Origin of the sequence: Pseudanabaena yagii GIHE-NHR1 (genome assembly GCF_012863495.1) — a bacterium.
Classification (GTDB): Bacteria; Cyanobacteriota; Cyanobacteriia; order Pseudanabaenales; family Pseudanabaenaceae; genus Pseudanabaena; species Pseudanabaena yagii.
Map to the genome: position 1 here is coordinate 2540484 of NZ_JAAVJL010000001.1, position 13144 is coordinate 2553627.

Here is a 13144-nt window from a genome sequence, read left to right on the forward strand (position 1 = left end):
ACTTTACGGGACATTCATCAAAATGATTGAGCAAATTACGCCACTAATTCTTACTTATAATGAGGCTCCCAATATTAGCAGGACTTTAGAATGCTTAACTTGGGCAAAAAGAATTGTTGTCATTGATAGTTTTAGCGCTGATCAAACTCTAGAGATCTTAGCTAGATGTCCACAAGTAGATATCTATCAACGTACTTTCGATCATTTTGCAGGACAATGTAATTATGGGCTAGAGCAAATTACAACGGAATGGGTGCTCTCATTAGATGCGGACTATACTTTGAGTAAAGAATTAATTGCTGAACTCCATTCTTTGTCAGAGTTTTTACCCAAAGATTCCTATTTTGCCAACTTTAAATATTGTGTATTCGGGAAACCTCTACGTGGAACTCTATTGCCACCTCGTAAAGTTCTATACCGCAAAGATAAGGCTAATTATATTGAAGATGGTCATGCTCATCGGGTTAAGGTTGCAGGAGATTATGGATATTTAGCTGGATATATCTATCATGACGATCGCAAATCCTTAAGTCGGTGGTTGCAATCCCAAGATCGCTATTTATTGATCGAAGCCAAAAAGTTAATGACGACACCAGTAAATGAGTTGAGTTTTGGCGATCGCCTTCGCAAACAAAAGGTAATTGCCCCAATTGTGATTTTGTTGTATTGCTTAATCCTGAAAGGTGGAATTTTGGATGGCTGGTCAGGTTGGTATTACGCTTGGCAAAGAATGCTTGCAGAGATTTTATTAGCCATTCGCCTCATTGAGCTAGAGCAATAAAAAAAGAGAACGCTTTGCGTTCTCTTTTTTTATTGTTTAGTTCTTTGGGCCGTGGTTGTCGTCGGCATGACCCCATCGTTATTGGGTGAGGCGATTTCGGTGGGATCGAGTAACTTAATGGTCATTTGATTACTCTTAATCAGACCTTGCTTTCGCAATAACATTTCTCTAGACTTGCCCGAATTTAAGGTTTGCGGTAGTTGCTCACGCAAAGTATTAACCCGTTGCTCGGCAGAATTTACCTCTGTTGTAATTTCGTCGAGACGATCCTTTTGGGATGACTGATAAGGTAATAATCTCGTTATTGCAGCGATCGCTGCAAGGGACAAAGCCACATTTACTGCAATGACAATAATTGATTCAGTAGCTTTAGTGCGGCAATATTGCTCTCTCTTGCGCTGAATAGAATGGGCAACTGCCTCACTATAGCTATTAGTAGCACTTAACTCAGGATTCACTGCTGTCGGCGTGGGAAATTTGCCGCTAGAGACGGAATGGTTGCTGCGTGCCCCAATGCTCACGACATCATTTCGCCCGTTCTGATCCTGCGATCGGCGTAGGGTTTGTTTTGCTACTGTTGGAGAAACTCGCGGAGATGGGTTTCGCTTGGCAACCATTCGCAACCTCTAGGTTGTAAAAAATATATGAATGAGGACTAGGAATTTGCAAGAGCAGAACCTAACAAAGTAGCCAATACTGCGGGAACTAGTGCAAGTACTAAAGCTGAGAAAAGTTGAGCATCTGAAAGAGGCATACAATATCTCCTAAATATAGTTTATATAAGTGATTATTTCGATCTTAACAATACACTGTCATATCAAAAATTGACTAGTCGTTAAAACAAATAAAAACAAAAAGTGACAAAAAAGGAAAGGATTTATTGTGGTAAAAATGGGCGGTGCGAAGCGCCGCCCATTTTTACCTATTTAGACACTTGATGAGCCAGTATAAATTCGCGAATGCGATCGCAGGTTTCAGGACGAATTTCATGGAGCATTTCATACTCCTCATATTCCACTGTTGCCCCTAAACTCTCAAGTAATTGTCTGGCGCTACGGGCTGCACCAATGGGAACAACAGGGTCTTGTGTGCCATGGGCAATTAAAATTGGCGGAAATGCTTCATTTGCGAGATCCTGCAATTCTTCCTCAGCAATGTGTAAATAACCACTCAGAGCTATTAATCCTGCGAAGGGAAATACCAGACCGACATCTAAGGTCATTGCTCCACCCTGTGAGAAACCTAACAAAAATGTTCTTTCGAGAGGGATACCCGTGAGACTTGGTAAATTTTCCAGAAATTGACTGAGCAATTCGCAGCTTTTGGCTAATCCCTCAGTGTCAAGACTTTGGAGGTCATACCACATTTTGCCATTGGGCATCGGGTGGTTAAATGGAGCTTCAGGACAAATCCATTGATAATTTGGAATTCCAACCATTGGTGCAAGGGAGATCAAATCATCACAGTTTGCACCCCATCCATGCAGGGCAACGATCGCACCTTGGGCATTGGGATTAGGTAGAGTAGCAGGTAATGCGCGGTAATTTAAGGGCATGGGCAAATCTAGGCATGATCCGATAAATGGTAAGGCTTATCAACATCGCTTACAATGCTTACAATAAAAAAGCATCGAAAATGCACTTTTAAACATCAAATCATAAAACCTTCTAAAAATTGCTGGAGAATTGCCTGAATGCAACTCGTCGCGCTTCAGAACTTATTGGATAACACCTCATTTGCTATCCTCTTTGCGACTATGCTCATTTTTTGGGTACATGTCGCATTTCCCAACCTGCCCTATTTACGATCGCTAGGAAATGCGGGCATGGCGATCGCTAATCTCTGCATTGCTGCATTACTGGGAGCGCGCTGGATTGATGCAGGCTATTTCCCACTAAGCAATCTTTATGAATCTCTATTTTTCTTGGCATGGGGCATTACCACCATGCATATTGTCGTTGATCGCATTGGTAATAAGAGTGCGAACGATACTGCCAAGCGTTTGATCGGGGCATTTACTTCACCAATGGCAATGGGGATTACTGCTTTTGCAGCTTTGGCTTTACCCGCAGGGATGCAGGTCTCGGAGCCGCTTGTCCCTGCTTTAAAGTCCAATTGGTTAATGATGCACGTTACGGTAATGTTGCTCAGTTATGCTGCTTTGATGACGGGTAGCATTTTAGCGATCGCCTTTTTGATTGTTACCCGTGGTCAAGATGTGGTTTTACAAGGTAGTTCCTTCGGCACAAATCTGCGTAGCGTTACCGAAGCAAAGCAGTCTAATCCTGAAACCTTTGCTGCTTTTGCCGTTGAAGGAATGGGTAATGTTTTAAATTCAGCAAATCTCTCATCTGCAAATACCGCTACGCTGGTATCGGAGAATGCAACCCAAACGAAACCCCTATCGCTACGTCGCCTCACCTTAGGAGAAACTTTAGATAATCTCAGTTATCGAGCGATCGGATTAGGCTTCCCATTGTTGACCATTGGCATCATCGCTGGCGGCGTATGGGCAAACGAGGCATGGGGTTCCTATTGGAGTTGGGACCCTAAGGAAACTTGGTCTTTGATTACATGGTTAGTATTTGCCGCCTATTTGCATACACGCATTACTAAGGGTTGGCAAGGACGCAAGCCCGCTATTTTAGCGAGTGTCGGCTTATTAGTAGTTTGGACTTGCTATCTCGGTGTAAACCTTCTCGGTAAAGGCTTACATAGCTACGGCTGGTTCTTGTAAATAAAAGAGGCGGCGCGAAGCGCTGCCTCTTTTATTTTGGGTTGTAAAAAGCCTCGCATTGCGAGGCTTTTTTTATGGATTATTACGTTTGCTTAGTTCTTCTTCTAGTTTCGGCAAACTCTCTAATTCAAATACAGTGATTTGTCCAGAATTGGCGCTGCCCTTGCCATTCTGTAACAACTCTACCCAATAGCCATACTTTTTACCTTGACGTACTTCCCCCTGCAAAGCCCACAAAATTGGTGAAGCATTCTTGCCGCGCGATCGCTGCACCATTGCCGCCGTAGGATAGGCATAAACCCGTTTTGCAGTGGCATAGTCGCGCATAATTTCGGGACCATATATCGAGCGTAGAGACTCTTCTAAACGCGATCGCGTAACACCATTGATAATGTCAAAAAAGTGAATCTGCTCACTTCTAATCAGATTTGCGTCGCTCGCCTTAATTGCTGCAATCCCTGGTAATACCACACTGGCTTGAAACTGAAATCGTCTTGATGGAGTGTCACTTTTACGCACGAGTAAACGTTCACCTGCCTCTGGACGCAGGGCTGGGTTAGTTCTAATCCAATCAATGACTTGATCTGGCTTTTGTCCTGGTAAAGCGAGCGCTGATGGTATTGATTGCCATGTTGTTGGTACAGCAATACTTAATATCTGCGTCAAAAGCGTTGTCGCGATCGCTGTTCCCGCACCCTTGATTTTTGCGCTCTTAAAGCAATTCATGTAAATCCTCTAAACCAATTAAATCCTAATGGACAGAATATAGCTGGCAAATAATGGCTGACAGAATATCATGGACTGGGGGAATTGCAATGACTTTTTCAGGCTTTTTACGATATTTTGTGGCGATCAGTCCCGCTGAAGTGCTAACCCATCAAGGCATAGGTGATGACATCTTAGCTGAATAGCATCAAAACCTTTACGCAGTGAATGTTACAGACTCTTGGATCAAAAAAACTTGAAAAAATATACTCAAAAGTATTGACAAACGCTTTTGAAATCTACATAATAAAGACCGCTTGAATAAAGAAACGCGAGTAACAAGCTTAAAAAGCAAGTAGCAAGCCGTTCTTCAGTGTATTTTTAATAAATACAATTTTAAGCAAAAGTCTGGGTTCGTAGTTCAATTGGTTAGAGCACCGCCCTGTCACGGCGGAAGTTGCGGGTTCGAGCCCCGTCGGACCCGTTCTATAAAGAACGGATAAAACAAAAAAGGAGTCGCTTAGCGACTCCTTTTTTGTTTTTTTGTTAATGCCAAGTATCCTAAAGCGCAAAAATCTGAGCCTGTATTTGCTTAGGTGCGATCGTCTCTGTAATCTTGGTGAAAGCAAGTAAAGCATGATCGCAGATTGATATATTTTAATTAGCCAAGAATTACGCTGTGTTATTTTTAAGTCATGCCAACGATTTTAAGGATTGGTGGGTATCGTTTTTACTTTTACAGTCACGAACCAAATGAACCACCACATATTCATATTGATCGCGATAACTTGACAGCTAAATTTTGGTTGCAATCAGTTAGCCTAGCTCAAAATATTGGATTTCCCGCTAAAGAGTTAAGGAAACTGCAATCTATGGTGGTCGAAAATCAAACACAATTACTTGAGGCTTGGTATGAGTACTTTGGCGATTAAGACGGATGAGAGAGTTAAGAATGTTAGCTTTACTGAAGATACGATCAGTGTTGATTTGATGGATGGGCGGACGATTGTAGTTCCGTTAGTGTGGTATCCGAGGTTATTGAATGGAACTAGTGAGCAGCTTGCTAATTGGGAAGTCTGCGGTGGTGGCTATGGTATTCACTGGGAAGATCTTGATGAGGATCTGAGTACTGAAGGGATGTTACGTGGTGCGCCTGCTCCCAGAAAATCAAAAGCAATTAGTTAAGGCGATCGCTTCTTTAATCTCAGTGAAAGTAAATAGCGATCATCATAAACCACAGAAACCAAAAAGGAGAAAGCTAATGCCTCGAACCAATTCAAGCAATATTAACGAAATCAAATTTGATGATCAAAAAGGCGTTCAAGCACAAACTTTTGTTTATTGGAGTAAAAGGTATCGCAAAGATGTTCTACAAATGAGCTTTGAGTCTTTTGGCAATTATTTAACCAGTTTTATTAAATATCTATTGCTGAAGTATGGGAATTTGTTAACAGAAAAAGATCGAAAAAAGTGTGAGGAGAGGCTTGATGGAGAATTGACGGAAATGGTTCGATGCTTCGAGGTCGAAGAAAGATACTCGGAAAGGTCTATGAATCAGGCATGGCGAAAGTATTTTATGCTTTTTTGCATTACAGGCAAGGTGGAAAGTGATTTCGATCTTTTTAGCTACTTAAATACGGGGGCGTTGCACATATACATAATGATCAGGGAAAAATGGGGAAAGATTTTTGATTTTTACGGTTGAGGTAAAAAAGCAGTAACCGAATCGAAATCTGCAACATTTCCTTAGACTTTGAGTAGCAAAGAGTCTTGCGATGCAATCTTGCTAAGTAGTGTCTCAATCTGGTGTTCTCTCCCTCCACTCTAGTCATATAGGTCTTACTAACAATGTGATCTTCAGGGTTAATAAACTTGGGATAAACACAGTAGCCATCACTAAGCCAGAAATAGCAAGTCCAATTCCTGATCATTGCCCACAACACGGCAAAAGTCTCATGGTTACTGAGCTTGTCGAAGTACTGCTCCTATCTCCTATTGTCCAAGCTAAAATCCCTTCTGCAAAGTGATTGACTGCTGTCCATATCCAAACTTTGTTTTCTTTGCTACCTACAAAAGTCTGGAGTTCATCTAGTTCACCGACCTCTGGCACTTCCTCAATTTCCTCTGTCTCAGGCAATTTTGTTCCTGTTTCTCTCACCCATTCGATTACCGTATTGTGACTAATTCCTGTACATCGCTCAATTGCTCTAAATCCCATGCCATTACAGTACATTCTTAAGCAAATTTGTCTGGCATCCTCAGAATATCCTCGTTCACTATAGAATTCGATAAACTGACGTTTGCATTGCTTACATCGATAGCATTGCTTGCCATATCGATGTCCATTTTTTACTACTTTTTCTCCGTTACAATTTGGGCATTGCATTTTTTGTTATTGAACAACTCTTACTCTTATTTTCTAACCTATCATTATGATTATGTGCAACGCCGATTTAGCGACCATTTCATAAACTGAGCATTTATTTGACATTATTTAAAGCGATCTTGCTTTTACTTTTAGCGAATAGCGATCGCCTTGTGGTGATTTGAGTAAGCGATCGCATCTTACGTTTTATAAAATCTCCCAAAAATCAACATTTAATATGTCATCAATATCGCGACTAAATTTCCAGTTATTTGGGAAATCAACATTTTTATACCCTTGATTTTTTCTTACAGTACGCAAAGCAAGAGCAAAAGCTTCTTCAAACAACTCATCACTATTTACATAGTTTCTAAGGCTAGGAGACTGACTCAAAATACCAATTATTTCAAATCGAGTACGATCAATAGTTATTTCCCATCCTGCATAGTCATACTCGCTTTCAACATAGCAACGTTTGAGTAAATGTTCCAGAAGTGTCGATAGCCTTCTTCTTAACTCACGTCGATCTCTACCTGCCAAGCCTTCCAATTCCTCTACCAGATTTTCAATATCGAGGTTTTCTAAACTACCACTCTTTAATTGCGCGATCACTGTTTCTAGCCACAGATTTAGATCTTGGTCGTAAAGTGATATTTTTTTTGCAATTGTTTGAGTCATTAGAGATTCTCCTGCGATCACTCATCTCAACTTATTCTAGTCTAGATGTTAACTGTAAAAGATCGCTTTTACTGCACCTATTCAAATAGCGATTTAGCTAAAATCTCATAAACCAAGCATTTATTTAACATGATTTAAAGTGATCGCAGGTTTACTTTTAGCAAATAGCGATCATCTTTAACTCAAGCAAAATAAATCTACCTCTAATAAAAACTATATAACCTCTATAATAGGTAGATAGTCTTAGACTTAAAACCCATGCTAAAAGAACTTTTTGGTGGTAAAACACCCGAACAAGTTTTGCTATATCTGGAAAATTATGAAGAAGGCTACGGCAAAGCGATCGCCGATACCTTTGAGATATCCTTGAGTTCGGTGCAGAAACAACTGCAAAAATTTGAAGACTCAGGCTTATTAGTTAGTCGATTAGTGGGCAAAACTCGCCTCTATACATGGAACCCGCGATCGCCCTTTGTAGATCCAGTTAGAAACCTATTAGCCCAACGTCTCAAAGTCACACCACCCGAAGAAATCAAAGCCTACTACCGTTGATTGAGATCGCGATCATACAGTGATGTTTTTTCTGCAATTGCCTGAGTCATTAGGTTTACTCCTGTGATCGCTCATCTCAATTTATTTTAATCTTAAAAATTAACTATAGGCGATCGCCGTTACTGCCATGATTCGCATAGGGATTTAGCAAACATCTCACAAACTAAGCATTTGCTTCACACCATAAAGCGAGCGCTATTTGCTAAAAGCAAAACAGTGATCGTTTTATGGTGTGAAAAGAGATGTTTTGCAAAGCAAAACATCTCTTTAAAGTTTAGGCAAGTAACTGCTTAGCGCGATCGCTAATTGCCTGAGCATTCATGCCATTAAAATCAAACAACTGACCAGCCGAAGCGGTAGTTTCGCCACGCTTCCATGAGAAGACATCGCGCTTACTGTTGCTACGGAGCATCACAGGTTCCAGCATTGCCGAAGCACCACCGACGACACCAATGAGAGCATCACCACCAAATAGTGCCTCAAAATCAGCATCACTAAGGAACTTGCCATCTGGCTCAGAGCAAGTATCCCAAGCCACATCCGTTGACCTATAGAGGCGACGGGGGCTAACAATGGAAACAATCTTAGAACCTATACCTTGCTCAGCTAGCTTTTGCGCTGCTTCATATACAGGCAATAGCATCATGTCGCCGATAACAGCGAAGACAACCTTCTTACTACCTGCGATTTCTTGCAAAGCGATCGCGCCATCTTCGAGAGCTTGGCGATTTTGCTCGAAGGTAGTACGGATAGGTAGAGGTGACTTACTAGCGGTAATGACCACACCTTTATTGACCGCCTTCAAAGCCCAGTCATAACAAACTTGAATGCTATTGGCATCAAGAGGAAAGAGAGGGAAGATATTGCCATTACGCATCATCGATGCAAAGTAACCTTCGATTTCAGGACGTTGGTGTGTCCAGCCGTTGCGACCTTGCTCTAAAGCACCTGCGGTAAATAAACACACAGTTGCAGGAGTGGGACGACGCAGCTCTGCCATTGCCTGAGTTACGGTTTGCCAAATGGGAAGTCCATTAATTGCAAAGGATTCATAGGAACACCAGAGAGTGCGGCTACCAAATAGCGCTAAACCAACCGCTAAACCAGCACAGGCATCTTCATTCAGAGGTTCATAAACCTGTCCACCGGGAGCTTGGTTATAGAGATCATCAGTAGTAGGGTGATTGATTTTCAGAGCTTGGTTGATATTCGCAATACCCGAAGCTTCATTACCATCGGCATTGGTGACGATGAAGCGCTTATCGGTTTGTCCAACATAGCCAACTAGACGACCCATTGCGGTTGTCGCAATCTTCGCTTCTCCACCAACGGCATATTCTTCTAAGGGCAAGGTTCCTAAATCAGTTAGAGGTAGTACGGATTCGGTAACAGCTGTTTTAGAAGAAGAACCACCACCAGCCCATTGCAAGTTGGTGCTGACGGTTTGCCATGCTTCAGGATTGAGAGCGCGAGATTTTAAGCCAGCAACAACATCGGGATTGTCGAGGGTGTGATGGGCATAGAGATTATGGGATTTTGCGCCACGAGCGTGAACACCTGCTCCCTTAAGTTGTTTGATGATAAATACGGTCAGCTTTCCACCAAAGGCAAGTTTCGCAGCTTGATCTGCACCAACGAGAACTGCTTCGGTAAAGACAAGACGTTGTTTTAGAGAGAAAGCAGTACTATCGACATAAGCACCTGTTTGATTTTGATCATCAAAATCCTTAGCATCAACCAGAATTACTTCATCAAAGCCATTGCCTTTCCAGAAAGCAATCATCTCGGCATTAGTTTTAGTGGAAACCATGCTGTGATGCTCTTGGCTATAGCCGTTCCATACCAAAATCGGTACAAAATTGGTAACTTCAGGATAGGCGGTATGGAAATGGGCGATCGAGCTAATGGGATAGGGTTCACCTAGTCCACCATCACCGATGGTGACAGGGAATAATTTATCGCGATGCAACAAAGCACCTGCCATCGCAAAATGCTGTCCTTGTCCTAGAGGACCCGCAGGTGCAAGAATTCCGGGGATATAGCCCGACAAGTGACCGAGTAAGCCATGTTTTTCACGATAGCGATCGCGCATTTGAGCAACAGTATTAATTCCCATATCTTCGAGGGATCGATCTAAAAACATCGCACTGTAATAACCGGGAGCATGGTGTCCTACTTCCGTTGGCATATTCTTATGACCGAGCATATAGAATGCGGCAACAGCTTCAGCACTGCTGGCAAATCCTCCGGGGTGTCCTGATGCTTTGCTACCTGTAATTTGTAAGGTGAGATAGCGCAAAGCATCTGCAGCTAGTAACGTTTGGAAAACCGATGCGCGATCGCGAGGATCGGTAACACCAGATTTATCAGGGCTGAGGACAGGAATCCGTCCGAGTTCGTCGAACCCCTCCAACGGTTCGCCAAAGTACTGAATGCCTTCGCGAAAGTCATCTTTGAAGGCGGGAGTGGCTGCGTTTGTGGTGTTAGGGGTTGCGACCATAAATTTTGTGACCTTAATTTGTCCAGAATAGAAATTTAGCTATGCGATCAGTAGAGATTAAGAAATGTTGAAATTTTCTCTACGAGTCATTTTAGTATGTACTGGTGACAGAGAGCATCTTTAAATAAGTGCTTTGCAAAGTTAAAAAATTGCAATGATTGCAATTTTTCATTCAGTATTTATGTTAGGACTTACGCAAGAATCATAGGGATAGAAGGATGCTTAAGTTGAGATCTTAAATAATCAGATAAAAGTCCAGATTTAAGCTTGTAGATAGAGTTACTCACTTGAAAAGCTAAACGTTTAAGATGAGGCAAGACGAGCATGGCACAGGCGATGTGATTGCGTTGGATTCTAGACTTGCGGCATTGGCAAGACTGAATACCCGTCAATTGTTTGAGTTCGCGAAGAAATTCCTCAATAATCCACCTAATGGAGTAAATAGCATGTACTTCATAGGTATAGTCTTGAGTTAAGTCGTTAGTCATGACATATTCTGTCCTGCTGGAAGAAACAGTAACCCAGAATAGTTTCACCTTTTTTTCTTTGGGGAATTTATGGATTTTGATCAATTTTCCCTGCAATAATTCTTTATCAGACCAAGTTAGCTGGTCAATCCGTTTATATTTCTCTATTCCACCACTGGGTTCAATGAAAGGGGAAGATTTTCTCACCTTTATCCAAGATGACCTAGTGCCTAAATTACGTCCTGAGCATAAGATAATCATGGATAACCTCAACTGCCATAAAGTTGAGAGTGTAGCACAAGCAATCACAGAGAGCGGTGCTAAGATTTTGCATTTACCCACCTATTCTCCTGATTTTAATCCAATTGAAATGATGTGGTCGGTTCTCAAATGTTTTTTTGGATTGCTCAGACCTCAGTATCAAAAACTACTCCAGCATTTAATCAACATTTTCCATTACTTGTTAGAAAAGGATTTCTTCAAAAATTGGTTTACTAAGTGTTCTTACTGTACTACTTAATCTCTCAATGAACTGTATTCCCCTAAGTACAATTAAGATGTGCCTAATTGAGATGCTCTCGGCGTAAGTCCTATATATTTTCTTAATAGTATTGATATTACAAGAAATTGATGATATTATACAAATGCTTAGGGAATAGGAAAAATAAAAAAACTTGCACAAATAATTTCTCTACGAGTGATATATTTAGCTATATCACCGATAGCTTTATTGTTTGTGATAGATAATAGTGTCGCAAAAAAGTATCCATTTCAACGCAACGCAAAACATTTACATATGTCAATCTATTACACGATGTACAACTGTTTTGGAGCAATAGCTCTGAAGTGATTTGAGCTACCGAAAATCCAAATTACTCATTAGTGCAGTACGAGAGATCGGGGATTTCAGACTTTTAGTTGCACATATTGCGTATCCTATACAATGGCTAACCCAGCCTTAGTCTAAAAAACTAATCAATACAACCATGAAATATAAAGGCTTTACCTTATGGCTAACAGGACTAAGTGGTTCGGGTAAAACTACAATTGCCCAAGGAGTAGCAGAACGTTTAAGAACACAGGGTCGGCGTTGCACAAATGAAGGATGAATCAAGAAAAGGTGGGAATCGATTTGTACTTGAGATAATGAATTAACAGACGAATTGAATACCGCAACATTTGTTCAGATTTTGAATAACATAAAGTTTTGCGATGCAATCTGGCAAGATAATGTCTCAGTCTCGTATTTTCACCCTCAACTCTGGTCATGTAGGTTTTGCTAATAATTTGATCTTCCGAGTTGATAAACATTTTGTAGACACAGTAGCCATCGGTAACCCAGAAATAGCATTGCCAAACCTTAATCAATGTCCATAGAGGTTCAAAGGTTTTGCTACTCCTATCCCCTAATACCCAAGCCAAGATACCTTGGCTAAAATGATTCACCGCAGTCCATAGCCAAATCAAGTTTTTTTTGACCCAACAAAAGTCTGGAGTTCATCCAGTTCACCAACATCAGGAATAGTCTCAATCGGTGGATGTTCTGGTAATTGCTTGGCTGCTTCCTTAACCCAGTTGATGACTGAGTTGTGACTAACATCGGTACATCTCTCAATTTGTCTAAATCCCATGCCGTTGCAGTACATTTTTAGGCATATTTTTTTGACATCTTGGGAATATCCCAGCACTGAGTAATGATCAATGAACTGACGACCGCAATCAGCGCAAATATGATTTTGTTTGTCTCCTCGTTTCCCATTTTTACGAATATGTGTTGAACCACACTTTGGACATTTCATTGTTTTTCATTGCTTAAACTCGTTATCTTTAATATTTACTCATTCATCCCTCATTTATGCAACGCCAGTTTTAGATGGAGATATTGTGAGAACTTATCTTTCTCAAGAATTAGGATTTAGTAAAAAAGATAGAGATACAAACATTCGTCGAATTGCTTTTGTGACTATGTTACTTCGCCGCCATCAAGTAATTGTAATTGTTTCAGCTATTAGTCCATATCAAAAAACTAGGGAAGAAGCAAGAAAAATGCTAGAAAATTTTGTAGAGGTTTATGTTAAAGCACCCCTAGATGTTTGTGCAAAAAGAGACACAAAAGGCTTATATGCAAAAGCTAAAAGCCGAGAAATTAAACAATTTACGGGTATTGATCATCCCTACGAAGAGCCTATCAATCCTGAAATTATTTGTCATACAGATCTTGAGACTACTGAGGAAAGTATAAATAAGGTTATCTCTTTATTACAACAGAAGCAGTATCTTTCTGACAAAGTGGGATGTTCAGCAAATTAATAACTCGTAATTCTCAATTTTGGGTATTCTAATTACTCTTACTATTATC

16 protein-coding genes, 1 tRNA gene and 3 pseudogenes are annotated in these 13144 nt (G+C 40.9%); 11 read left to right on the forward strand and 9 right to left on the reverse strand.

The window, feature by feature from the left end:
* The first annotated feature begins 22 nt into the window (after positions 1-22).
* The gene (locus HC246_RS11585) at positions 23-781 is read left to right on the forward strand and encodes a glycosyltransferase family 2 protein (protein ID WP_169363523.1); all 759 of its coding nucleotides are present in this window, start codon (positions 23-25) and stop codon (positions 779-781) included.
* A gap of 29 nt (positions 782-810) precedes the next feature.
* Here the strand turns inward: HC246_RS11585 and HC246_RS11590 are convergent, their stop codons facing one another.
* The 3 genes from HC246_RS11590 to HC246_RS11600 all read right to left on the reverse strand — a co-directional run bounded on the left by HC246_RS11590 (position 811) and on the right by HC246_RS11600 (position 2336).
* Complete coding sequence (locus tag HC246_RS11590) at positions 811-1398, reverse strand: slr1601 family putative cell division protein (RefSeq protein WP_169363524.1); 588 nt, start codon at positions 1396-1398, stop codon at positions 811-813.
* A 38-nt stretch (positions 1399-1436) separates the two neighbouring features.
* Complete coding sequence (psaM, locus tag HC246_RS11595; RefSeq protein WP_169363525.1) at positions 1437-1535, reverse strand: photosystem I reaction center subunit XII; 99 nt, start codon at positions 1533-1535, stop codon at positions 1437-1439.
* 168 nt (positions 1536-1703) lie between these two features.
* Positions 1704-2336 carry an alpha/beta hydrolase gene (locus HC246_RS11600; protein WP_169363526.1) on the reverse strand — a complete coding sequence of 211 codons (633 nt, stop codon included), beginning with the start codon at positions 2334-2336 and terminating at the stop codon, positions 1704-1706.
* Between the two features lie 138 nt (positions 2337-2474).
* On the opposite strand from HC246_RS11600, the gene ccsB reads away from it, so the two are divergent.
* Entirely contained in the window at positions 2475-3518 is a 1044-nt protein-coding gene (gene ccsB / locus HC246_RS11605) for a c-type cytochrome biogenesis protein CcsB (RefSeq protein ID WP_169363527.1), read from the forward strand.
* Positions 3519-3590: 72 nt separating this feature from the next.
* On the opposite strand, the gene HC246_RS11610 is transcribed toward ccsB, so the two are convergent.
* On the reverse strand, positions 3591-4244 hold the full coding sequence (locus HC246_RS11610; protein ID WP_169363528.1) for a hypothetical protein: 654 nt from the start codon (positions 4242-4244) through the stop codon (positions 3591-3593).
* A 53-nt stretch (positions 4245-4297) separates the two neighbouring features.
* Between HC246_RS11610 and HC246_RS26375 the strand changes: the two genes are divergently transcribed.
* The 5 genes from HC246_RS26375 (at position 4298) to HC246_RS11630 (ending at position 5928) form a co-directional block, all read left to right on the forward strand.
* Positions 4298-4429, forward strand: coding sequence for a hypothetical protein (locus HC246_RS26375; RefSeq protein WP_263972467.1), 132 nt, complete (start codon positions 4298-4300; stop codon positions 4427-4429).
* A gap of 204 nt (positions 4430-4633) precedes the next feature.
* A tRNA-Asp gene (locus HC246_RS11615) sits at positions 4634-4707 on the forward strand.
* Between the two features lie 211 nt (positions 4708-4918).
* Positions 4919-5155, forward strand: a complete 237-nt coding sequence (locus HC246_RS11620) for a DUF4160 domain-containing protein (protein WP_169363529.1) — start codon at positions 4919-4921, stop codon at positions 5153-5155.
* A complete protein-coding gene (locus tag HC246_RS11625; protein ID WP_169363530.1) occupies positions 5136-5408 on the forward strand; it encodes a DUF2442 domain-containing protein in 273 nt (90 codons plus the stop codon). Before HC246_RS11620 ends, HC246_RS11625 begins: the two co-directional genes overlap by 20 nt.
* 76 nt (positions 5409-5484) lie before the next feature.
* Positions 5485-5928, forward strand: coding sequence for a hypothetical protein (locus HC246_RS11630; RefSeq protein ID WP_169363531.1), 444 nt, complete (start codon positions 5485-5487; stop codon positions 5926-5928).
* On the opposite strand, the pseudogene HC246_RS11635 reads toward HC246_RS11630, so the two are convergent.
* A pseudogene (locus HC246_RS11635) lies at positions 5888-6609 on the reverse strand (IS1 family transposase). The gene HC246_RS11630 and the pseudogene HC246_RS11635 sit on opposite strands and share 41 nt — an antisense overlap.
* 186 nt (positions 6610-6795) lie before the next feature.
* The gene (locus HC246_RS11640) at positions 6796-7266 is read right to left on the reverse strand and encodes a DUF29 domain-containing protein (protein WP_142598205.1); all 471 of its coding nucleotides are present in this window, start codon (positions 7264-7266) and stop codon (positions 6796-6798) included.
* A gap of 258 nt (positions 7267-7524) precedes the next feature.
* Between HC246_RS11640 and HC246_RS11645 the strand changes: the two genes are divergently transcribed.
* Positions 7525-7818, forward strand: a complete 294-nt coding sequence (locus tag HC246_RS11645; RefSeq protein ID WP_169363532.1) for a winged helix-turn-helix domain-containing protein — start codon at positions 7525-7527, stop codon at positions 7816-7818.
* A 274-nt stretch (positions 7819-8092) separates the two neighbouring features.
* Here the strand turns inward: HC246_RS11645 and HC246_RS11650 are convergent, their stop codons facing one another.
* Together HC246_RS11650 and HC246_RS11655 are read right to left on the reverse strand one after the other, a co-directional pair.
* Positions 8093-10318, reverse strand: a complete 2226-nt coding sequence (locus HC246_RS11650) for a phosphoketolase family protein (protein ID WP_169363533.1) — start codon at positions 10316-10318, stop codon at positions 8093-8095.
* 191 nt (positions 10319-10509) lie between these two features.
* Positions 10510-10965 (reverse strand): annotated as a pseudogene (locus HC246_RS11655) (transposase); the annotation flags it as partial.
* A gap of 4 nt (positions 10966-10969) precedes the next feature.
* Here HC246_RS11655 and HC246_RS11660 point away from each other — a divergent pair.
* Together HC246_RS11660 and HC246_RS11665 are read left to right on the forward strand one after the other, a co-directional pair.
* Positions 10970-11305 carry a transposase gene (locus HC246_RS11660; protein WP_169363534.1) on the forward strand — a complete coding sequence of 112 codons (336 nt, stop codon included), beginning with the start codon at positions 10970-10972 and terminating at the stop codon, positions 11303-11305.
* Between the two features lie 466 nt (positions 11306-11771).
* On the forward strand, positions 11772-11894 hold the full coding sequence (locus HC246_RS11665) for an adenylyl-sulfate kinase (protein ID WP_169363535.1): 123 nt from the start codon (positions 11772-11774) through the stop codon (positions 11892-11894).
* 1 nt (position 11895) lies between these two features.
* On the opposite strand, the gene HC246_RS11670 is transcribed toward HC246_RS11665, so the two are convergent.
* Positions 11896-12584 (reverse strand): IS1 family transposase gene (locus tag HC246_RS11670; protein WP_169361945.1). Its coding sequence is split into 2 segments (ribosomal slippage): positions 11896-12249 and positions 12252-12584, totalling 687 coding nucleotides; the frame shifts between segments, so codons are not numbered across the junction.
* A gap of 55 nt (positions 12585-12639) precedes the next feature.
* Between HC246_RS11670 and cysC the strand changes: the two are divergent.
* Positions 12640-13095, forward strand: a pseudogene (cysC, locus tag HC246_RS11675) (adenylyl-sulfate kinase); the annotation flags it as partial.
* Between the last annotated feature and the right edge of the window lie 49 nt (positions 13096-13144).

What these genes read in the sequence shown, in the direction of transcription:
- HC246_RS11645 (WP_169363532.1), top strand. Translation starts at nt 7,525, where the DNA reads ATGCTAAAAGAACTTTTTGGTGGTAAAACACCCGAACAAGTTTTGCTA.
- HC246_RS11630 (WP_169363531.1), top strand. Translation starts at nt 5,485, where the DNA reads ATGCCTCGAACCAATTCAAGCAATATTAACGAAATCAAATTTGATGAT.
- ccsB (WP_169363527.1), top strand. Translation starts at nt 2,475, where the DNA reads ATGCAACTCGTCGCGCTTCAGAACTTATTGGATAACACCTCATTTGCT.
- HC246_RS11640 (WP_142598205.1), bottom strand. Translation starts at nt 7,266, where the DNA reads ATGACTCAAACAATTGCAAAAAAAATATCACTTTACGACCAAGATCTA.
- HC246_RS11610 (WP_169363528.1), bottom strand. Translation starts at nt 4,244, where the DNA reads ATGAATTGCTTTAAGAGCGCAAAAATCAAGGGTGCGGGAACAGCGATC.
- HC246_RS11585 (WP_169363523.1), top strand. Translation starts at nt 23, where the DNA reads ATGATTGAGCAAATTACGCCACTAATTCTTACTTATAATGAGGCTCCC.
- HC246_RS11620 (WP_169363529.1), top strand. Translation starts at nt 4,919, where the DNA reads ATGCCAACGATTTTAAGGATTGGTGGGTATCGTTTTTACTTTTACAGT.
- HC246_RS11600 (WP_169363526.1), bottom strand. Translation starts at nt 2,336, where the DNA reads ATGCCCTTAAATTACCGCGCATTACCTGCTACTCTACCTAATCCCAAT.
- HC246_RS11625 (WP_169363530.1), top strand. Translation starts at nt 5,136, where the DNA reads ATGAGTACTTTGGCGATTAAGACGGATGAGAGAGTTAAGAATGTTAGC.
- psaM (WP_169363525.1), bottom strand. Translation starts at nt 1,535, where the DNA reads ATGCCTCTTTCAGATGCTCAACTTTTCTCAGCTTTAGTACTTGCACTA.
- HC246_RS26375 (WP_263972467.1), top strand. Translation starts at nt 4,298, where the DNA reads ATGGCTGACAGAATATCATGGACTGGGGGAATTGCAATGACTTTTTCA.
- HC246_RS11665 (WP_169363535.1), top strand. Translation starts at nt 11,772, where the DNA reads ATGAAATATAAAGGCTTTACCTTATGGCTAACAGGACTAAGTGGTTCG.
- HC246_RS11590 (WP_169363524.1), bottom strand. Translation starts at nt 1,398, where the DNA reads ATGGTTGCCAAGCGAAACCCATCTCCGCGAGTTTCTCCAACAGTAGCA.
- HC246_RS11650 (WP_169363533.1), bottom strand. Translation starts at nt 10,318, where the DNA reads ATGGTCGCAACCCCTAACACCACAAACGCAGCCACTCCCGCCTTCAAA.
- HC246_RS11660 (WP_169363534.1), top strand. Translation starts at nt 10,970, where the DNA reads ATGAAAGGGGAAGATTTTCTCACCTTTATCCAAGATGACCTAGTGCCT.